The organism is Opitutus sp. ER46, assembly GCF_003054705.1.
Taxonomy (GTDB): domain Bacteria; phylum Verrucomicrobiota; class Verrucomicrobiia; order Opitutales; family Opitutaceae; genus ER46.
This window is the reverse complement of the sequence record NZ_QAYX01000015.1, coordinates 53,239-73,338: the sequence shown is the minus strand read 5'-3', so window position 1 is coordinate 73,338 and position 20,100 is coordinate 53,239. Positions and strand designations below refer to the sequence as shown.

Annotated in this window: 16 protein-coding genes and 1 tRNA gene; 5 read left to right on the top strand and 12 right to left on the bottom strand. The window is 66.3% G+C overall.

Annotation, left to right across the window (positions count from 1 at the left end; genetic code table 11):
• Positions 1-96: 96 nt before the first annotated feature.
• Entirely contained in the window at positions 97-2,196 is a 2,100-nt protein-coding gene (locus DB354_RS01770) for a Cache 3/Cache 2 fusion domain-containing protein (protein WP_233256523.1), read from the top strand.
• A gap of 68 nt (positions 2,197-2,264) precedes the next feature.
• Here DB354_RS01770 and thrH read toward each other — a convergent pair whose 3' ends face one another.
• Positions 2,265-2,867 (bottom strand): bifunctional phosphoserine phosphatase/homoserine phosphotransferase ThrH, encoded by a 603-nt coding sequence (gene thrH, locus DB354_RS01765; RefSeq protein WP_107833713.1) that lies wholly within the window; start codon positions 2,865-2,867, stop codon positions 2,265-2,267.
• 492 nt (positions 2,868-3,359) lie between these two features.
• Positions 3,360-4,046 carry a YceH family protein gene (locus tag DB354_RS01760; protein ID WP_107833712.1) on the bottom strand — a complete coding sequence of 229 codons (687 nt, stop codon included), beginning with the start codon at positions 4,044-4,046 and terminating at the stop codon, positions 3,360-3,362.
• 249 nt (positions 4,047-4,295) lie between these two features.
• Here DB354_RS01760 and DB354_RS01755 point away from each other — a divergent pair, with 249 nt between their 5' ends.
• Complete coding sequence (locus DB354_RS01755) at positions 4,296-5,363, top strand: PAS domain-containing sensor histidine kinase (protein WP_107833711.1); 1,068 nt, start codon at positions 4,296-4,298, stop codon at positions 5,361-5,363.
• A gap of 159 nt (positions 5,364-5,522) precedes the next feature.
• On the opposite strand, the gene glnS is transcribed toward DB354_RS01755, so the two are convergent.
• From glnS to glmS, 6 genes are all read right to left on the bottom strand, one after another.
• Entirely contained in the window at positions 5,523-7,319 is a 1,797-nt protein-coding gene (gene glnS, locus DB354_RS01750; protein WP_107833710.1) for a glutamine--tRNA ligase, read from the bottom strand.
• 191 nt (positions 7,320-7,510) lie between these two features.
• Positions 7,511-7,585: transfer RNA gene (locus DB354_RS01745), tRNA-Arg, on the bottom strand.
• 200 nt (positions 7,586-7,785) lie between these two features.
• Positions 7,786-8,325 carry a DUF1579 domain-containing protein gene (locus tag DB354_RS01740; RefSeq protein ID WP_199226768.1) on the bottom strand — a complete coding sequence of 180 codons (540 nt, stop codon included), beginning with the start codon at positions 8,323-8,325 and terminating at the stop codon, positions 7,786-7,788.
• 246 nt (positions 8,326-8,571) lie between these two features.
• Positions 8,572-9,654, bottom strand: a complete 1,083-nt coding sequence (locus tag DB354_RS01735; protein WP_107833708.1) for an RNA polymerase sigma factor RpoD/SigA — start codon at positions 9,652-9,654, stop codon at positions 8,572-8,574.
• 458 nt (positions 9,655-10,112) lie between these two features.
• The gene (gene trpE / locus DB354_RS01730; protein ID WP_107833707.1) at positions 10,113-11,594 is read right to left on the bottom strand and encodes an anthranilate synthase component I; all 1,482 of its coding nucleotides are present in this window, start codon (positions 11,592-11,594) and stop codon (positions 10,113-10,115) included.
• 249 nt (positions 11,595-11,843) lie between these two features.
• Complete coding sequence (glmS, locus tag DB354_RS01725) at positions 11,844-13,697, bottom strand: glutamine--fructose-6-phosphate transaminase (isomerizing) (protein ID WP_107833706.1); 1,854 nt, start codon at positions 13,695-13,697, stop codon at positions 11,844-11,846.
• A 96-nt stretch (positions 13,698-13,793) separates the two neighbouring features.
• On the opposite strand from glmS, the gene DB354_RS01720 reads away from it, so the two are divergent.
• Positions 13,794-15,083 (top strand): glucose-1-phosphate adenylyltransferase, encoded by a 1,290-nt coding sequence (locus DB354_RS01720; protein ID WP_107833705.1) that lies wholly within the window; start codon positions 13,794-13,796, stop codon positions 15,081-15,083.
• 70 nt (positions 15,084-15,153) lie between these two features.
• On the opposite strand, the gene lgt is transcribed toward DB354_RS01720, so the two are convergent.
• Positions 15,154-16,017 carry a prolipoprotein diacylglyceryl transferase gene (gene lgt, locus DB354_RS01715; protein WP_107833704.1) on the bottom strand — a complete coding sequence of 288 codons (864 nt, stop codon included), beginning with the start codon at positions 16,015-16,017 and terminating at the stop codon, positions 15,154-15,156.
• Between the two features lie 143 nt (positions 16,018-16,160).
• Between lgt and gcvT the strand changes: the two genes are divergently transcribed.
• A complete protein-coding gene (gene gcvT, locus DB354_RS01710; RefSeq protein ID WP_107833703.1) occupies positions 16,161-17,258 on the top strand; it encodes a glycine cleavage system aminomethyltransferase GcvT in 1,098 nt (365 codons plus the stop codon).
• 69 nt (positions 17,259-17,327) lie between these two features.
• Positions 17,328-17,711, top strand: a complete 384-nt coding sequence (gene gcvH / locus DB354_RS01705; RefSeq protein WP_107833702.1) for a glycine cleavage system protein GcvH — start codon at positions 17,328-17,330, stop codon at positions 17,709-17,711.
• A 67-nt stretch (positions 17,712-17,778) separates the two neighbouring features.
• On the opposite strand, the gene tsaE is transcribed toward gcvH, so the two are convergent.
• The 3 genes from tsaE to DB354_RS01690 are packed head-to-tail and all read right to left on the bottom strand — an operon-like array spanning position 17,779 to position 19,967.
• Positions 17,779-18,216 carry a tRNA (adenosine(37)-N6)-threonylcarbamoyltransferase complex ATPase subunit type 1 TsaE gene (tsaE, locus tag DB354_RS01700; protein WP_107833701.1) on the bottom strand — a complete coding sequence of 146 codons (438 nt, stop codon included), beginning with the start codon at positions 18,214-18,216 and terminating at the stop codon, positions 17,779-17,781.
• On the bottom strand, positions 18,194-19,123 hold the full coding sequence (gene thiL, locus DB354_RS01695) for a thiamine-phosphate kinase (protein ID WP_107833740.1): 930 nt from the start codon (positions 19,121-19,123) through the stop codon (positions 18,194-18,196). The genes tsaE and thiL overlap by 23 nt, the downstream gene beginning before the upstream one ends.
• 16 nt (positions 19,124-19,139) lie before the next feature.
• Complete coding sequence (locus DB354_RS01690; protein WP_107833700.1) at positions 19,140-19,967, bottom strand: CPBP family intramembrane glutamic endopeptidase; 828 nt, start codon at positions 19,965-19,967, stop codon at positions 19,140-19,142.
• Between the last annotated feature and the right edge of the window lie 133 nt (positions 19,968-20,100).

Genomic DNA, 20,100 nt, shown 5'->3' with positions numbered 1-20,100 from the left:
TGAGAGATTTACACATATTACCCATTCATTGCCGGCTTAAGGTGACGATCGGGGAGCCTAATGGCTTCCATATCCACATATGGCCTGAGATTTAAGTTGTCAGCCGCCGGCATCGCCACGGTGGCGCTGCCGTTGATCCTGATCGCGGTCCTGTCGTGGTCGCGCGGCGTGAAGAATGCCGAGGTGGCAACCCAGGAGGCGCAGGCGGCGGCGGACGCGCAGATCGAACAGGTCGCGTTGTCGCTGGTGAACCTGGCGGGCATGGCGGAGCAGCAGTTACGCGGCCAGATTCAGCTGCAGGTGCGGATCGCGCGCGACGTCCTGCAGCGCGGCGGCGGTTTTAGCGTCGCCGCCGAGAACAAGCAGTCCTGGCAGGCGCGGAACCAGGCGGACCAGGCGGTGCAGGCGGTGGCGTTGCCGACGCCGATGCTGGGCGGCAAGACGGCGATAGAACCGACCGCCGACGCCGCGCGCGCGGTGCCGGTCGTGGACGAAATCAGCAAGCTGACAGGCGGCGTGGCGACGATCTTCCAGCGGATGAACGACGACGGCGACATGCTCCGCGTGGCGACGACCGTGATCAACGCGGAGGGCAAGCGCGCGATCGGCACGTACATTCCCGCGCGCGCGGGCAATGGCGAGAAGACGCCGGTGATCGAGGCGGTGCTGAAGGGGGACACCTACATCGGCCGTGCGGTTGTCGTGGGAAAGTGGATGCTGACGGGCTACCTGCCGCTGCGCGGGCCGGATGGCGCGGTGATCGGCATGCTTTTTGTCGGCGAATCCGAGGAACAGGCGTTTGCCTCCGTCCAGAAGACGATCCAGGCGCTGACTCTGGGCCGCGGAGGCGAGATCCTGATCATGAACGGCAAAGGCTCGGTGGCCGGAAACGGCGTGCTGGCGAAGGGCTCAACGATCGCGGGCCGCAATCTGCTGGAGCAGGGGAACTCCGAGACCCGGCAGCGGCTCCGGGACGCGGTGACGCGCGCCGTGACCCTGCAGCCGCAGGAGACCGGGCTCGTGCGCTTCCCGTGGAAACGCGATGCAGACGCGGAGCCGCGCCTGCAATACGCGCGCTATGCCTATTTCCCCTCCTGGGACTGGGTGATTGTCGCGGGGGTGCCGGAGGCGGAGGCGATGGCGTCGGTGCATGCCCTGGAGGCGCGGCAGCGCACGGAACGCGTGTGGCAGCTGGGGATCGTGATCGGGGCGCTGCTGGCGGCGACGCTCACGTGGGTGATTTACGGCAAGCGCATCGCCCAGCGACTGCATCTGCTGGCCGAGTCGATGGAAGCAGGTGCCTCGCACACGCAGGGGGCGGCGCAACACGTCTCGGTTGCGAGCCAGAGTCTGGCGCAGGGGGCGGCGGAACAGGCGGCGGCGATCGAGGAGACAAGTGCCGCGCTGGAGGAGACGTCGGGCACGGTGAAGAGCAACGCGGAGCATGCCGGCAAGGCGAAGACCGTGGCGACGCGGGCGCGGACGCTGGCGGATGCGGGGGTCGACGAAGTGCGGAGCATGCAGACGGCGATGGAGGGCATCAAAGCTTCGTCGGAGGAGGTCACGAAGATCGTGCGCACGATCGACGAGATCGCCTTCCAGACGAACATCCTCGCGTTGAACGCGGCGATCGAGGCGGCGCGGGCTGGCGAGGCCGGCGCGGGCTTCTCCGTGGTGGCCGAGGAAGTGCGCAGTCTGGCGCAACGCAGTGCGGCCGCGGCGCGTGAGACCTCGACGAAGATTTCGCATGCCTACGAGAGCAGCCAGCAGGGCGCGGCGTGTTCGGAGCGGGTGTGCCGCAATCTGGAGGAGATCGCCGGTACCGTGCGCGAAGCAGAGACGCTCGTGAGCGAGATCGCGTCGGCGTCGGAGGAACAGAACCGCGCCGTGAGCGAATTGAACCGCTCGGTGTCGGAGATGGACCGGGTGACGCAGGCGAATGCGGCGAGCGCCGAGGAGTCGGCCAGCGCGGCGCAGGAGTTGAATTCGCAGGCGGTCGAGTTGCACCAGGCGGCGAGTACGCTCTTCGAGCTGATCGACGGCAGCCGCGGCGACGCACGGGAAACCCGGCGTGAGACCGCGCGTGCGGTGGACGTCCCACTGGCGGAGACGACGCCGAAGCCGGCGGCGCCCAGCGCGTCGCGAAAGGCGGAGCGCGTGAGCCTGCGCGGGGCGCAGGCTGGATCTTTTCGCTGAGCGCGCGTGCGGACTGGAGGCGGCCAGCGGGGCTGCGTCCGCCCATGCCGGGGGAGCGCCGAGCCCGCCTAGAGCTTCGACGTGATCAGTTGCAGGAGCGCGCCGTAGTCCTCGATCGCGGGGAACTGCGGAAACTGCGCGGCGACGTTGGCCGGGGCGTGGAAGAGGATCCCGTGGTCGGCCTGCGCGAGCATGGTCGTGTCGTTGAAGGAGTCTCCCGCGGCGACGACATTGTAGTTGAGCGACTGGAGGGCGGCGACGGAGGCCTTTTTCTGGTCGCGCATGCGCAACTGGTAGCCGGTGATCCGGCCATTGGTGACGATCAGCCGGTGGCAGAAGAGGGTGGGCCAGCCCATGCGGCGCAGCAGCGGCTGGGCGAACTGTTCGAACGTGTCGGAGAGAATGATAACCTGCGTGCGGGCGCGCAGCTGGTTGAGAAAGTCGAGGGCGCCGGGGAGCGGCTCGAGCGTGCCGATGACCTCCTGAATCCGGGAAAGCGTGATCCCGTGCTGGTGCATGAGATCGATGCGGTAGCGCATCAGCTTGTCGTAATCGGGCTCGTCGCGGGTGGTGCGCCGCAGGGCGGGGATGCCGGTCCGCTCGGCCACGGCGATCCAGATCTCGGGCGTCAGAACGCCCTCCATGTCGAGGGTGACGATACTTTGCTTCACGTAGGCGCGCAGTGAACCAACCGCCGGCGCGCCGTGGCAAGCTGAGACTCGGAGCCGGGAGCGGTACAGTGGCCCCTGTGACGGCGGGGGCGATTGTGAGAGGGCCGGGGGGACTACATCCTCTTTCTCTTACTCTTCCTCTTTCTCTTACTCCCCGCTTCGGCCCATCCGCGCGCGGCGTCGCGTAGAGACTGAGCACGGAGCAGGGATGGCGGATCGCTGAGAGGACGGACAAGGAAGACGAAACGTTGAGAGAAAGAGGAAGAGTACGAGTAAGAGAAAGAGCGCTTGCGCTCGCCCGCGCCGCATTCGCCGGGCGGTGTGACTTAACGAGAACGAGAACGGCCTTCGGAGTGAGAGTGAGGGTGCCACTGGCACCGGTTTTGAACGCTCCCCTTGCCTCTATTGCCTCCTGAAAAGTTGATTTGAGGGTTGGGGTGGCGAGCGACAGAGCCCTAAGTACTCCCAGATGGGGCGACGGAGATTGTCGGCTTACTCGAACTGCTGGCGGAAGGAGGCAAAGTCGCGCTTGAGGTTGGCCAGTTCCTGCTGGAGGGCGGCGATTTGGGTCTCCAGTTGTTCGATACGGTCTGGGGCGGAGGGGGCTGGCGCGGTGGGCGCTGAGGCGCTGGAAGCGGCAGGGAGGTCGGAGGCGGTGGCGGCGGCGGGGTCGAACGGGCCGGCGAGAAGGTGAACGAAGCGGGACTCCTTGGTGCCGGTCTGGCGCGGGAGCTTGGTGACGAGGGGAGGCTGGCGGGTGGCGAGCCCGTTGAGGGTGTCCTCGACCGCGGGGAGGGACTCGAAGATGTGGAGCCGCTCGCTGCGGGAGCGCAGCTCACCGACGGTTTGGGGGCCGCGCAGCATGAGAACGCAAAGGAGGGCGAGTTCGGCGGGCGAGACGGGGACGGCTTCGGGGAAGGCGTGCTTGTAGCGGGCGACGCGGCTGTCGGCGCCGTTGTAGACGATGGCAAGGCGTTTGTCCCGGAGGCGGTCGAGGGCGCGGACGACGGTTTGCTCGTCGTAGGACACGACGGGGTCGCGGCTGCTGAGCTGGTTGCAGGCGTTGGTGAGCGCGTTGAGCGACAATGGGTAGTTGTCGGGGGTGGTGACCTGTTTTTCGATCAGCGAGCCGAGGACGCGAATTTCGGCGGCGGAAAGCACCGGGAGCGGTTCATCCATGCCCAACGGCTAGCGAGATCCCGGCGCGCGACAAGCCGCGGCGTGAGGTGGCCGCGGTGGCGCGAGATTCGCTGAAACGGCGGATACTACGCATTCAGCCCAATCGGGCTGGGGTCGAAAAACAGGGATGGCCTCGCGTGGTCGGGCTTCGGGATTCGGAGCACCTGTTCGTCGGTCGACGACAGCCGGTCGGGCGGGGCTGCCACGGCTGCCCATGCGAACGACCACACTAAGCGGGAAAGCGGAACCATGATGACGGATGATAAACTGCGACGGGAGCGGGATCGCTATCGCTGGATGCTGGACCGGGCGCTGGAGCCGGTGATCGTGGCGGACGCTCGTGGGGCGTTGGAGTATGCGAATTGCCGTGCGCGGCAGATCTTCGGTCTCGCGGACGGGTCGGGGGAGGATGTCGCGGACGCGCTGAGCCGGCGTTTTCAGTGCGAGCCGGCGGGAGCGCTGGCGGCGTGGCGTGAGCTGCGTTGGCCGCTGGACCGGAAGTTTGTCCTGTTTGAACCGGAGACGCCGCAGATGGCGGCGCGATGGTTCCAGGTGGAGTTGCAGCCGATGGGCGCGGACGGCGAGACGCTGCTGCGGTTCACCAACCGGTCGGGTTGGGTGCGGCGGGAACTGGAGACGTTCACCTTTCAGCATCTGATCGCGCACAAAATCCGGACGCCGATGAGCGGGCTGGGCCCGATCCTGACGTACCTCGATGCGATGGAGCACGCGGGGACGGATCCGGAGATGAGCAGCCTATTGCAGACGGCGCGGCAGAGTGCGGAGCACCTGGAGGACACGCTCTATGGGGTGCTGCGGTATCACAGCGCGGTCTTTGCGCCCCCGATGGCTCCGGACGTGAACGCGGTGCGCGGCAGCCTGGTCGAAATTCTGGCCCGGGCGGCGTCCGCCTCGGGACTCGAGGGACGTATCGTGCTGACGGATCCTGAGATCGAGGTGGCGCATCCGGAGATGATCGAGATCGTGATGACCGAGATTCTGGACAACTACGCGAAGTATGGCCGAGCCAAGGAGGAGGGGGTGCGGGTGAGTTATGACCTGGCCCACGCGAATGGGGCCGAGGTGTGTTTCGCGGCGCCGGGACCGGACCTGCCGGACGAACTGCTGGCGCAGGTCGGCTCTTCGTACTGGCAGTTGGAGCGGCTGTCGTCGGGCGAAGTGCCGGGCCTGGGACTCGGCCTGGCGGCCGCGCGCCAGTTGGTGCGTTGGTGGGGCGGCGATTTGCGGCTCGCGCGCAGCGCGGATGGCATCGGGCTGGAGACGCGGATGCTGCTGCCGGCGTGCGTGCTGGACTAACCGGACGCGGCTGCGCCGCGGCCGGAGTGAGAGTGAAGGTGAGAGTGAAAGTGGGAGTGCGTGGAAGGGGAAGGGGGAAGGTGAGGTGAGGGCGGGCGAAAAAAGGCCGCGCGGGTCGGGGGATCACGCGCGGCGTGAAGGAAAGACGTGGGGGAGAGCTTAGGCCTTCCAGGTGTCCTTCAGCGTGATCGTGCGGTTGAACACCAGCTTGCCGGGCGCGCTGTCCTCGGCGTCGACGGTGAAGTAGCCGAGCCGCTCGAACTGAAACCGGCCCTCGACCTTGGCGGTGGCGAGGGACGGCTCAAGCTTGGCGGTGACGACCTCGAGCGAATGCGGGTTGAGGTGCTTCTTGAAGTCGTCCTCGGCAGCGGGTTCGGGCACGGTGAAGAGCCGGTCGTAGAGGCGCACTTCGGCGTCGATGCAGGCGGAGGCGCTCACCCAGTGGATGGTGCCCTTGACCTTGCGGTCGGCGTTGGGCTGGCCGGTGCGCGTGGTGAGATCGGCGGTGCAGCGGAGCTCGGTGATGCGGCCGGAGGTATCCTTGATGATCTCGTCGCACTTGATGATGCACGCGTACTTGAGGCGCACCTCGCCGCCCGGCTTGAGACGGAAGTACTTCGGCGGCGGAACCTCGGCGAAGTCGTCGGTCTCGATGAACACCTCGCGGGTGAGCGCGATCTGCCGCGTGGTGGGGGTCTCGCTCTGCGGATCGTTGATGGCGGTGCAGGGGACGGACTCGCCGGCGGGGATGTTCGTGAGGACGAGCTTGAGCGGGCGCAGGACGCCGAGGCGGCGCTGGGCAGTGCCGTTGAGCTCGTCACGAATGGCGTGTTCGAGAACCGCGATGTCGGTGAGGCTCTCGTACTTCGTGACGCCGAGGTTCTGGACAAAGGTGCGGATGGCGCGGGCGGGGACCCCGCGGCGGCGGAACCCGGAAATCGTGGGCATGCGCGGGTCGTTCCAGCCGGTGACGGCGCCGTCCTGGACGAGCTGGATGAGCCGGCGCTTGCTGACGACCATGTAGCTCGGGATGAACTTCGCGAACTCGTACTGGTGCGGCAGCGGGCGGGGGAGATCGAGGCTCTCGAGGATCCAGTCGTAGAGCGGGCGGTGGACCTCGAACTCGAGCGTGCAGATGGAGTGGGTGACGCCCTCGATGTAGTCGCTGAGGCAGTGGGCGTAGTCGTAGAGCGGGTACAGGCACCACTTGTCGCCCGCGTGATGGTGGGGCGTGTGGCGGATGCGGTAGAGCAGCGGGTCACGCAGCCAGATGTTGGGCGACGCCATGTCGATCTTGGCGCGGAGGGTGCGGGCGCCGTTGGGGAACTCGCCAGCCTTCATGCGGGCGAAGAGGTCGAGATTTTCCTCCACCGAACGGTTGCGGAAAGGGCTCTCCTTGCCGGGCTTGTCCGGCGCGCCGCGGTAAGCCTCGGTCTCCTCGGGCGTGAGATCGCAGACGTAGGCCTTGCCCTTGCGGATGAGGACCAGGGCGAACTCGTAGAGCGCGTCGAAATAGTCGCTGGCGAAGAACGGCTCGGCGTTGGGCGAGGTGGCCGGGATGGGGGCGAGGAAGAAGTCGGTCTTGCCGTCGCGGATGCTGGCGGCCGGGTGGGTGCCCTTGGGTTTGAAACCGAGGCAGTGATCGGCCCAGCCGTCGATGAGCCAGTGGACGTCGGCCATGATGGACTCGACGTATTCGACGTCCTCCTTGGTCGGGTTGGTGTCGTCCATCCGCAGGTTGCACTGTCCGTGGTTTTCGCGGGCGATCCCGAAGTTGAGGCAGATCGACTTGGCGTGGCCGATGTGCAGATAGCCGTTGGGCTCCGGGGGGAAGCGCGTCACGATCTTGGGGTAGCGCTGTTCCGCCACGTGCTGGGCCACGATGTCGCGAATGAAGTCGCTCGGCGCGGCTGCTGAGGCGGGCTCTCCCTTGGAATCGGTTTTCTCGGCGGACATAGGCCGGTGAACTTGTGGCGCGGAGCGGCGCGAGGCAACGCGCATTTGGGCGCGTCAGGCGCCGCGCGGACGCGCGGCGCCCAAGGCTGAAGCTGGAAGCCAGAGGCCAGAGGCCAGAGGCCAGAAGCCGGAGGACGGTGGCTGGAAGCCTTCGGCGGGGGTGGCTCAACCACTTGTGGGTGAGCGAAGTCTGGTGCGAATGCCGGGAGTCGAACCCGGATCAATGGCTTCGGAGGCCACTACACTATCCATTGTGCTACATTCGCAGAGAACGAGCGCTCATGAAGTGCTTCGGCCCGGGGGGCGTCAAGCCTCCGGCTGAAATCTCTCTGGGGCGTGTGCGGAGCTCTCCCAGCCAGCTCCGGAAACGTCAGTAAGATTTCGGCACGTGTGCTTGGCGCGTCGCGTTGCGGACGCAGAAAGCCGGCGCTGCGAAGCGCCGGCGGAAAGCGGGGTCGAGGGCTGATCAGGCGGAGCGGTGGTAGTGGGCGGTCATGAAGCACGTCCAGTGACCGTCTTCGCCGAGGGCTTGGGAGGAGAGCACGCGATGATCTGGGCTGCGGAACTCGATGATGTCCTGGTAGCGGGCCAGCTTGTTGGGATCCGCGAAGCTGGGCCCTTCGGCGTCAAGGGTCAGCACGCGACCGGCGGCGTTGAGGTGTCCCTTGTACTGCCACAGGTGTGTCATCATGGACGCCACGAACGTGCCGACGAAGCAGTCCTGCTTCGGATCGAAACCGAGGGTGATCATCATCGACGACTTGCCGCCGGGAAATTCGCCCTCGGCTTCGCCGACGATCCAAAGTCCGCCAAGGGACTTCACGGTTTCGGTGCCGCCGAACTTCTGGGGCGGCTGACCCGGTTCTCCGCTGCACTCCGACACGTAGGTCCATTTGCCGAGGAGCTGGTGCAGCCACTCGTGTTCCTTCTGGGGCTTGGCAAACATGGCGGCGCAGGCATCGGTTTCCGGGGACGTGATTGGTGTGGGAGCAGTCGTGGTTTCCATGGGACGGGTGGGTTTTGTGGGTGGGTGGTGGTGGCACGGGCCGAATGCGCGGTGCATGCGTCCCTCTGCTCTCACTACGAATGGGCCGCGCGCCCCCGGACAACGTAGCGGCGCGACGACATGAGCCGCGGAGGCCGTGGCCGCCCGCGCGCCATCGGATGCCGGAGACGGGGGCGTCCTGAGGAACCGAAAAAAGGCCCACGTGCGGGAGCGCGTGGGCCTGAAGGTGGGATCGGACGAAGCGGCCTAGTTGCGGCCGGGACGCGGCTGACGCCGGGTCTTGCTCTCGACGAACTCGCGGATGACCGCCATGCGCTGCCGCTGGCGTTCTTCCTGTTCGATCTCGTCAACGGAGCGGACGGATTCGTTCCGGGCCATCGCCTTGCGCATCTTGGTGAGCGCGAGGTACTCGAGCTGACGGATACGCTCGCGGGTGACGTTGAAGCGTTTGCCGACCTCTTCGAGCGTGAGTTCGTCGCGGCCTTCGAGGCCGAAACGGAGCTTGATGATCTCGGCTTCGCGCTTGTCGAGGGAGTCGACCATCGCGTGGAGGTCGCTGGTGAGGTTCTTCTCCCGCAGGCCCTCGTAGGGGCTGACGGCATTTTCGTCGCCGACGATTTCGCCGAAAGTGGCGGAGTCGCCTTCTTCGCCGATGGGGGCGTCGAGGGAGGCGGGACGCACGCTGACGGACTTCAGATGCGCGACCTTGGAGGTCGGGATCTGGAGCTCGGCGGCCAACTCCTCATCCGTGGGCTCGCGGCCGAGCTGTTCGGTGAGGGCCATGGCGGTGCGGCGCATCTTGGAGATCTTGTCGACCAGATGGACCGGGAGGCGGATGGTTTTGCTCTGGTTCGCGAGGGCGCGCTTGATGGACTGCTTAATCCACCAGGCGGCGTAGGTGGAGAGCTTGCCGCCCTTGCGGGGATCGAAGCGCTCGACGGCCTTGATGAGGCCGATGTTGCCCTCGCTGATGAGGTCGAGCAGCGGCAGGCCGAAATCCTTGTAGTCCATCGCGATCTTCACGACCAGGCGCAGATTGGCCTTGATCATGTGGTCGCGGGCGGCGCGATCGCCGCGGCGGATACGTTTCGCGAGCGCGATTTCCTCGTCGATGGTCAGCAGGGGAGTCTTGCCGATCTCCTGGAGATAGAGCTGGAGGTTGCTGCGCTCGCCGTGCGCGATGGGTTCGGCGGCAGGTGGTTCGGGGCGTTCCAGGAACGACGGAGGCGCGTCGATGGGAGCGGCGTCGAGAGTGGCGGTCGGGGCCTCTACGGCAACAGGATCGTCAGCTAGGTTAGTACTGCGGAGCGACTTTGCTTTTGTGGGCATGATGGGAACCTCGTGGGAGGGAATAGTGGAACGGACAGTGTGGATGTTCCCCTGCTACGAGCGGATTTCATTCCACACGGATAAACGCACATGCCCAGTCGTACGTTGCCCAACAGCGTACGTTATTATGGGCATTAATGTCACAGTGCCCTGTGAGATTAGAGGCGTTTAGGCTCAGTTGGCACTGTCTCAGGCTCCCACGTGCGGCCAAACTGCACGGAAGAAACGAATTCGCAACCGGAGGACAGAGGGGAAGGGGCGGATGAAGTTAGAAGATACTAGTGCTTAATTGGTTGGAAACTTCTCCGCCCGACCGTGCTGCCATCGGCCCTTCGCCTGGCACAGTTAGCGTCGGTGCTGGCCGCGGCAGCATTCGGCGCCGCACTGGCGACAGAGCGGTTAATCCACCTAATGTCCCGAGCAATGGCTATTTATGAGCAATCCGCCCTGGTATCGGGCTAAAACTGCTCCGCCATGGCCACCGCTTTGAGCAGGGCCGAGGCCTTGTTCACAGTCTCCTGGTACTCGGCGGACGGGACGGAGTCGGCGACGATCCCGGCGCCAGCCTGGATGTGAATCTGGCCATCCTTCAGCAGGGCGGTGCGCAACATGATGCACGTGTCGCTGTTGCCGTCGTAGCCGAAGTAGCCGAGGGCGCCGGCGTAGATGCCGCGCTGGCTGGGTTCGCTTTGGGCGATGATCTGCATCGCGCGGATCTTGGGTGCGCCGCTGACGGTGCCCGCCGGGAACGTGGCCCGCATGAGATCGAAGGCATTCCGGTCGGGCGCGATGTCGCCCTCGACCTGGGAAACGATGTGCATCACGTGCGAGTACCGCTCGATGACCATCATCTCAGGCACGCGCACGCTGCCGAACTTGCAGACGCGACCGATGTCGTTGCGGGCGAGGTCGACCAGCATCAGGTGCTCGGCGCGCTCCTTCTCGTCGGCGATCAGTTCCTTCTCGAGTGCGAGGTCCTCGGCGTGGGTGGCTCCGCGGTGGCGCGTCCCGGCGATCGGCCGGATCTCAACGCGACCGTCGGTGAGGCGCACGTGGACTTCCGGCGAGGCGCCGACAACCGAGAAATCGCCGGCCTCGAGGATGAACATGTAGGGCGACGGATTCACCGTGCGGAGGGCGCGGTACAGATCGAGGGGCGATTTGGAGAAGGGGCGGGTAAAGCGCTGGGAGGGGACGAACTGGATGATGTCGCCGGCTCGGATAAACTCCTTGCCATCCTCGACGACACGTTCGAACGCCGCGCGTGTGAAGTTCCCCGGCGGCACGGCGATCTTCGAGGTTTCCTCGAGCGGGGCCGGGGCAAGTTCGCGTGGCTGGCGCAGCAGCGCGTAAAGCTCACGCAGCTCAGCGACGGCGTCGTCGTACGCGGCGCCGGCGTTGCCCTGAACGTGGCCGTTGACGCACAGCCGGAGCGTCTGCTTCGCGCGATCGAAGATCAGCAGCGAGTCGGACAGCATGAAGTAGAGCAGGGGCGTGCCGAGTTCGTTGCGGCCGGCGGCGGGCACGCTCGGCTCGATGCGTGTCACGTACTCGTAGGCGACGAAGCCGACGGCGCCGCCGGTAAAACGCGGCAGGCCCGGGAGCGTGACGGGACGGTAGCCCTTCATCTCGGCCTCGATCAGCGTCAGCGGATCCTGCGGAGTGGGCACGCGCTCGGCGGGCTGTCCGGGCGAGCGGATCTCGGTGGTCTCAGGGCCGCAGATGAAGACCTTGCGCGGGCGGCAGCCGATGAAGCTGTAGCGGGAGAGATTCTCGCCGCCCTCAACCGACTCGAGCAGGTACGACGGGCCGGCGTGCTTGAGCTTGGCGTAGGCCGAGACGGGCGTCTCGAAGTCGGCCATCAGATCCGTGTACACGGGCACGACGTTGCCCTGAGTGGCGAGGCTGATGAAAACTTCGCGAGTCGGATGGATGTGCATCGTCGGTCTGGCTTATGCGAGCCGCCCGGGGGAGCGGCAAGCGGCGAATCCGCCGGCGTCAGCTTGCCTCGCTGGGAGCCGGGCCAGTGGCGCCGCAGGTGAGTGCGACACTGTGCCGGCTCTGAAGCCAGAAGCCGGAGGCCAGAAACCAGAAGCCGGAAATCAGAGGCCGGAAGCCGGAGGCCAGTGGCCGACTGATCCGTTCTCCTCTGAGTTCTGGCCTCTGGCTTCCGGCCTCTGGGACGCCGTCTATTCCACGGTGACGGACTTGGCCAGGTTGCGGGGCTTGTCGACGTCGCAGCCACGTTCCACGGCGATGTAGTAGCTGAGGAGCTGGACTGGGATGGAGGCGACGATTGGGAGGACGGCTTCGTGGCAGTCGGGGATGGTGATGACCTCGTCGGCGATGCCGGGCGGGAGTTCGCAGCCCTCGGTGACGATGGCGATGATCGGACCCTTGCGGGCTTTGATCTCCTGCATCGACGAGACGACCTTGGGAAACATCTCGCCGGCGGTGGCGAAGATCACGCTTGGGCACTTCTCACTGATGAGCGCGATGGGACCGTGTTTCATTTCCGCCGCTGGGTAGCCCTCGGCATGGATGTACGAGATCTCCTTCAGCTTGAGGGCGCCCTCGAGAGCGATCGGGAACAGCGAGAGCCGGCCCAGGAAGAGCATGTCGCGGTATTGCGCGTAGCGCCGGGCGATCTCCCGGATGTGCGGCGCCTCGCGCAGCGCCTTGCGCACGAGATCGGGTGCACCCTTGAGGGCGTTCACCAGCCGCACGCCGTCGCTGTAGCTCATGTCGCGCATGCGGCCGAGGTAGAGGGCGAACATGGCGCCCAGCAGCAGCTGGGAAGTGAAGGCCTTGGTGGAGGCGACGCCGATCTCGGGGCCGACGTGCTGGTAGATGCCGCCATCGGCTTCGCGGGCGAGGGTGGAGCCGACGACGTTGTTGATCGCGAGCGCCTTGTAGCCCTTGCGCTTCGCTTCGCGCAGCGCGGCGAGCGTGTCGATCGTCTCGCCGGACTGGCTCAGGAAGAGGAATAGGGTGCTCGGGTCGAGGGGCGTGTTGCGGTAGCGGAACTCGGACGCGTAATCGACTTCGACGGGGATGCGCGCGAAACGCTCGATGAGCTGCTCGGCCACGAGGCAGGCGTGCCAGGCGGTGCCGCATGCGCAGAAGACGAAGCGTTCAACCTGGCGAAACTCGGCGGCGCTGATGTTGAGACCGCCGAACTGGGCGGTGCTGCCGTCCTCCGAGAAACGACCGCGCATCGTGTTTTCGAGCGCGGTCGGCTGCTCGAAAATCTCCTTCTCCATGAAGTGGGCGTGGTCGCCCATTTCGGCGTCCTGGATCGACCAGGTGATCTTATCCACCACCGGCGACACATCGATCTGGTCGAGCGTGGTGATCGCAAAAGACACGGGCGTGACGTGCACGATCTCGCCGTCCCGCAGATAAACGACGTTCTGCGTGCGGCTGACGAGCGCGGAGGCGTCGGACGCCAGGATGTACTCGCCATCGCCGACGCCGAGGATGAGCGGGGAGGCCTTGCGGGCCGCAACCATCTCGGACGGGTAATCGACGCAGAGCACGGCGATACCGTAGGTGCCCTCGACGTGGCGCAGGGTCTTGCGCACGCATTCGACGAAACGGTTGGTGCCGTTCTGGGCCTCCGGCTCTTTCGCCAAGTGGTAGGCGATGAGGTTACACAGCACCTCGGTGTCGGTCTGCGACTGGAAGGTGTAGCCCTTGCCCAGGAGGAAGGACTTCATCTGGGCGTAGTTCTCGATCACGCCATTGTGGATCAGCGCGATCTTGCCATCGCAGCTCACATGCGGATGCGCGTTGGCATCGGTGACGCCGCCGTGGGTCGCCCACCGGGTATGCCCGATGCCGGTGGTCCCGGTGAACCGCTGCTTCGCGGCCTCCTTGACCAGGTTTTCCACGCGCCCGACCTTCTTCGCCACGTCGAGGCGGTTGGACTGCTGCACACAAATGCCGGCGGAATCGTAGCCGCGATACTCGAGCCGCTTGAGACCCTCCAAGAGAATGGCCGCAGCCTTTTGCTTACCAACGTAGCCGACAATTCCGCACATGGTTTTCCGTGGGCCGAGTTAGGTTTTGTGTTGGCGAACATTAGCTGGCCGCGCAAACCTCTATCAAGGAATTAGAACCCCATCGGAGATTTTCGTATGACCACTCAGAAACGTGTGCTGGCTGTGATCATGGGAGGCGGTCGAGGCACCCGTCTGCATCCCCTGACATCCGAACGCTGCAAACCCGCGGTCCCGCTCGCGGGCAAGTATCGGCTCGTCGATATCCCGATCAGCAACTGCATCAACTCGGACATCAACCGGATCTTCCTGCTCACGCAGTTCCAGACCGCTTCGCTTCATCGCCACGTCCAGACGACCTACAATTTTGACCCGTTCGGCGGCGGCTTCGTCGACATCCTCGCCGCGGAGCAGACCGAGAAGGGATCGGACTGGTATCAGGGCACCGCGGACGCCGTGCGCCGGAATCTCCTGCATTTTCGCTCCTTCCCGCACGACATCGTGATGATCCTTTCCGGCGACCAGCTGTACCGGATGGATTTTCGCGAGATCATTGCGCAGCACATCGAACGCGGTGCGGATGTGACGATCGCGGCGGTGCCGTTCCCGGTTTCGAAGGTCGAGGGGCTCGGTCTCATGCAGGTGCATGATGATCTCTCGATCGTGCGCTTCGTGGAGAAGCCGAAGGATCCGGCGGTGATTGCCGACCTGGCGATCAGCCCGGCGATCGAGGCCACGTTGCGTACGCAGGCGCCGGAGAAGCGGTGTCTCGCGAACATGGGCATCTATGTGTTCAACCGCTCGGTCCTGGCGGAGGCGCTGGATAACACGATGACGGATTTCGGCCGCGAGGTGATTCCCGGCCTGCTCGGGAACAAGAAGCTCTACGCGTACGCATTCGAAGGATACTGGGAGGACATCGGCACGGTGCGCGCCTTTTACGAAGCCAACCTCGCGCTGGCGCAGCCGCTGCCGCCGTTCAACTTCTTCGAACCCAAGGCGCCGATCTACACGCAGGACCGGTACCTGCCGGCGTCGAAGCTGAACAAGTGCGCCATCGACCACGTGGTGATCGGCGACGGGTCGATCCTGACCGACTCCAGTCTCCGGCACTGCGTGCTGGGCATCCGCTCGTTCATCGACGAGGGCACGGTCCTGGAGGACACGGTCGTCATGGGCTCCGACTACTACGAGACACCCGAGCAACTCGCGGAGAATATCGCGAAAGGGAAGCCCCGGCTCGGTGTCGGCAAGAACTGTCGGATCAACGGTGCGATCATCGACAAGAACACCCGCATCGGCGACGGCTGCGTGCTTTCGGCTGCCGGGAAGGAGGACGGGGTGTACGTTAACGGCGCGGTGATCATTCGCGACGGCGTCCTCGTTGTGCCGAAGAACGCGGTGGTTCCTGCCGGTACGCACGTGTAACCCGCCGCACGGGCGGCGCGGGTTTGCTTTCGCCGGAACGGTCCCGCCGTTCCGGCATTTTTGTCGGCGCTCACCCGGCCTTCGGCGTGCTGGCGTCGAGCGAGCGCCCGCGCCGGAGGATGAGAAACAGGCCGGCGAGCACGAGGAAGAGGGAGTAGAACGTTCCGCGGCTGAGGCCCCAGATGGGATCAACCCCGGCATCGGGTTCGCGGAACACCTCGCCGATCGCCCGCACGACGGCGTACGCGATCAGGAACTCGCCGGCGAGGCGGCCGGGCTGCCGCGCCGCGACATCGCTGCGCCAGAAACGCCATTGGACAAATATGAAAAGCGCGAGGCCCTCGAGCGCGGCCTCGTAGAGCTGCGAGGGGTGACGGGGCAGGATCAGGGACTCCGGCATGCCGGGGGAGGCGCTTTTCGGAAAGATGACGGCCCACGAGACGTCGCTCACCTTGCCCCAGAGCTCGCCGTTGATGAAGTTGGCGAGGCGACCAAAGAAGAGCCCCGCGGGCGCGGTGGAGACGACCAGGTCGCCAACGTGGAGGAACGGCACCTTCTGGCTCCGGGCGAACCAGGCCAGGGCGATGGTCACGCCGATGAACCCACCATGGCTCGCCATGCCGCCGTCCCAGACGCGCAGCAAATCCAGCGGCGCCTCCAGCAGCGTTTGCGGCTGGTACAGGAGGAAGTAGCCGAGCCGCCCGCCGACGAGCACGCCGAGGACGATCGCGACCATGAGGTCCGGCACGCGTTCGGCGGGAATCAGCGATCGCCCGGACCGCGCGTAGCGGACGAGCAGCCACCAGGCGGTCACAAAACCCAGAAGGTACGACAGGCCGTAGTAGCGGATGCCGATGTTGCCCCAATGCGGTCCGAAGAACGGGCTGAGGTCATGGACCCAGTGGCCATTGATCGAGGCGGCGAGGAAAGACATGAGCGTGCGATCTATGTGTCGGTTCGGGGCGGGTTCAAACCCGGAGTGCAGAAAGCCGTGACGCCCCCGCGTGTCGGGCCTCCGCGAGCCGGCCGTGAAGAACAGCCTTGCCGCTGCGCCGCCGCCCGCCGGAAGCTCGCTCCATGAACGAACTGAAACGCACGCCCCTGCGTGATTTCCACGCCGCGCACGGCGCCCGGTTGGTGGACTTTGCCGGCTGGGAGATGCCGGTCCAGTACCGCAGCATCCTCGAGGAGCACAAGGCGGTGCGCCGCACGGCGGGACTCTTCGATGTGAGTCACATGGGCGAGGTGGACGTGCGCGGGCCCGAGGCGGGCAAGTTCCTCGATCATCTTGTCACCAACAGCGTGGCCCGCCTCTTCCCGGGGCGCGTGCTCTACTCGCCGATGTGCTATCCCGCCGGCGGCGTGGTGGACGACCTCCTGGTGTATATGCACGGGACGGACGACTACTTTCTCTGCATCAACGCCGGCAACATCGACAAGGACCTCGCCTGGATCCGCGGGGAGGCGGCGAAGTTCAACGTCACCGTCACCGACCGGAGCGCGGATTACGCGCTGCTGGCGGTGCAGGGACCGCGGGCGGCCGAGATCGTGCAGTCGCTCACCGGGGCGAAGCTTGGGCTCGTGAAGTACTACCATTTCACCGAGGCAACCGTCGCGGGCGTGCGATGCATCGTCAGCCGCACCGGCTACACCGGCGAGGACGGTTTTGAACTGTACCACGCGACGGGCGATGCCCAGGCGCTGGCGCAGGCGGTACTCGACGCCGGCACGCCGCGCGGGCTCGAACTTGCGGGTCTCGGCGCGCGCGACAGCCTGCGGCTTGAGGCGGGGTATCCCTTGTACGGGCACGAGATCACGGCCGAAATCTCGCCGCTCACGGCCGGGCTCGGCTGGACGGTGAAGCTCGACAAGCCCGACTTCATCGGGCGCGAGGCGCTGCTCCGCGAAAAGCAGAACGGCGGCCCAAACAAGGTCGTCTTCTTCAAGACCGGCGACCGCCGGATCGTGCGTGCGGAGACGCCGGTGCTTGGCGCCGACGGTGCGGTCGTGGGCCACGTCCTCTCCGGCACGCTTTCGCCGATCCTCAACGAGGCCATCGGGTCCGCGCTCGTGGCAACCCCCGCGGCGACGCAGCCGCTGGCGGTCGACATCCGCGGCGCGCGGCTCGGCCTCCAGCTCGTCACGCCGCCGTTCGTGCCGCTCAAGAAGTCCTGAGCCGGCGGGCGTCTCCGCGCACCGGAGTTTGCATTGCCCCCGTCACCCGCACCTTTCTTTCTCCCTCTCATGAGCAACATCCCCGCCGAGCTGCGCTATGCCAAATCCCACGAGTGGGTTCGTCCCGAAGCGGACGGCACCGTGACCGTGGGCATAACCGACTACGCCCAGAATTCCCTGGGTGACATCACGTACGTGCAGGTGCCGAAAGTCGGCGCGGTGCTGAAGGCCGGTGAGACCTTCGGCGTCGTCGAATCGGTGAAGGCGGCAAGCGATGTCTACGCGCCGATCGCCGGCGCGGTGCTCGCGGTGAACACCGCGCTCGAGTCCGCGCCTGAGACCGTCAACAAGGCGCCGTACACCGACGGCTGGATGCTGAAGCTGAAGCCCGCGGATCCGGCGGCGATCAACGGCCTGCTCGACGCGGTGGCCTACGCCAAAGTGGCGGAGTAAGGCGCGGGTTGGCTGGTTTTTTTTGCCGTGCGGGGACAGGACGCAGGTCCGCCCGCGCGGTTTGCTTTTAGCGCAACTGGATCCGGTGCCGCTCTTCCGCGGTGATCTGCAGGTCAAGGTGCAGCGCCGTTGCCGGCACCCACTCGGAGATCTTTTCCGGCCATTCGATCGCGAGGCACCACGGGGAAATCAAAAAATCCTCCAGCAGGAGGTCCTCGATCTGCCGGGCGCTCTCCAGCCGGTAGGCATCGAGGTGCACGAGGTTGGTGGGGCCGCGGTGCAGGGTGAAGATGTTGAAGGTCGGGCTCGTGATCACGCCCGGGATACCGAGGCCATGGGCGAGGCCCTGGACAAACGTCGTCTTCCCGACGCCCAGGTCGCCGTGCAGGGCGAGCGTGGTGTCGGGCGGCAGCGCAGCTGCGAGCCGCAGGGCGATGCTGCGGGTCTGTTCGGCGGACGCGGTGACGATCCCCGCGCGCAGGTCAGCGAAGATGTTCGTAGCCACGGAAGTCCTGCAGTTTCAGGGTATCCGGCGGGAGCCGGTCGGGCCGCGCGAAGCGGCCGATGCAGCTCAACGCCACGCGGGGAAAACGCCGGCGCCAGGCGCGGGTGAAGGCCTCGCGGTCGGCGCGGGCGGCGACCGCGAACACCAGTTCGTAGTCCTCGCCGTCGCCGAGTGCCGCGCGCACGTCGGCGCCGCGGCGCCGGGGCAGGGCGGCCGGAGCGAGCGCGGGGACGGAGCCGGTGGGTGTGAGCGCGCGGAGGTCCTTCGCCAGGCCGTCACTCACATCCATCATCGCGCGAACCTCGGCGCGGGCGGCAAGCCAGGCGCCTTCGGCGAGCCGCGGCGTAAAACGGAAGTGGTGTCCGGAGTGAAGCGTGTGGCCAAGCGCACCGGTGACATAGATCCAGTCGCCCACGCGGGCGCCGGCACGCGTGAGCACGCGGCTGGTGGTCGCCTCGCCTGTCAGGGTGAGACTGGCGGCGAGCACGCCGTCGGCCTGGGCCACGTCGCCGCCGACGACCGCGACATCGAAGCGGCGGGCGGTCGCGGCAAGGCCGCGATAGAACTCGCGCACCCACGCGGTGCGGGTGCGGGCGTCGAGCGTCAGCGCGATGACGGCGGCGCGCGGACGGCCGCCCATCGCGGCGATGTCGCTCAAGTTGCGCTTGAGCAGCTTGGCGCCCACGTCGCGCGCGGGGATCGAGGCATCGAAGTGGCGGCCGAAGATCACGGGATCGACGGTGATGAGCTGGCGGTGCGGGGAGGGCGGCAGGACGGCGCAGTCGTCGCCGATGCCGTACGGCGCGCCCGGGTTGGCGCGGCCGAGCCAGGTGCGGATGGACGCGATGAGGGCCTCCTCGCCGAGGGCGGCGACGGATTCAGCGCGGCGCGACGTGAACGGCTGCATGGTCATCCGACACGGCTCACGTCCCGACGCCGCAGAAGATCATCGCGATCGTGTTCAGGTTAAACAGCGCGTGCGCGACGATGACGGTGCCGATGTGTCCGGTGCGTTCGTAGGCCAGGGAAAAAAGGAGCGAGAGCACCAGGAGCGGCAGGAAGCTGGCGAAGCCCTCGAGCGTGACCCAGTTGACGTGCAGCGCGGCGAAGAAGACGCCGGGGAGCAGGAGCGCGAGGAAACGCGGCGCGAGCGTCAGGAGAAAACGGAAGAGTCCGGCGCGGAAGATCAGCTCCTCGGCGACCGGCGCGATGGCGACAGCGAGCAGGACGAGCGAGGTGATCTGCCAGCCCGACTCCGCCTCGAGAAACATCCGGATCAGGTCCTGGCGCTCGGCGGGCACGCCGAAGAGCCGCAGGAGGAGATCCCACGCCTGGCCGGTGGCGTGAAGGATGGGCATGGCGATGAGGAAGGTGACGACGCCCGACCGCAGGATGCGGCCGAGACCGATCTCCGCCTGGCGCCGATAGCCCGGGCAGCGGGCGGCGTAGAAGATCACTCCCAGCAGCATGCCGATCTGGGCGGCGGCACCGCCGGCAACGATCGCGATATCGCCGCGGAGGCCGTTGGCGCGGATCAGCAGGTTGGCGCCAAAGGAAGCGATGAACATTCCCAGCGTCACGAAGGCGATGAGGATGAGAAGCTCGGTGATTTCGGGTTTCCATGCCGGCAGCGGCGAAGGCCGCGCGTTCAGGCGGGCTGCGGGCGAGGCCACGTGCCGCCACAGCAGGACGAGACCTCCCAGGGAGAGGAGAATCTCGAAGACGAGCATGGGGAGGGCGAAGCCGGACATGAGGGAGAGAGTGCTGAGGAATTTCCGGGCGCCTGCAACGACAGAGAATCGGTCGAACTGCTGGTGCGTCCGGCGGACCTCACCCGATAAAAAAGGCCGCCCGGGAGGGGCGGCCTGTAAGTGAGCGAAGCGG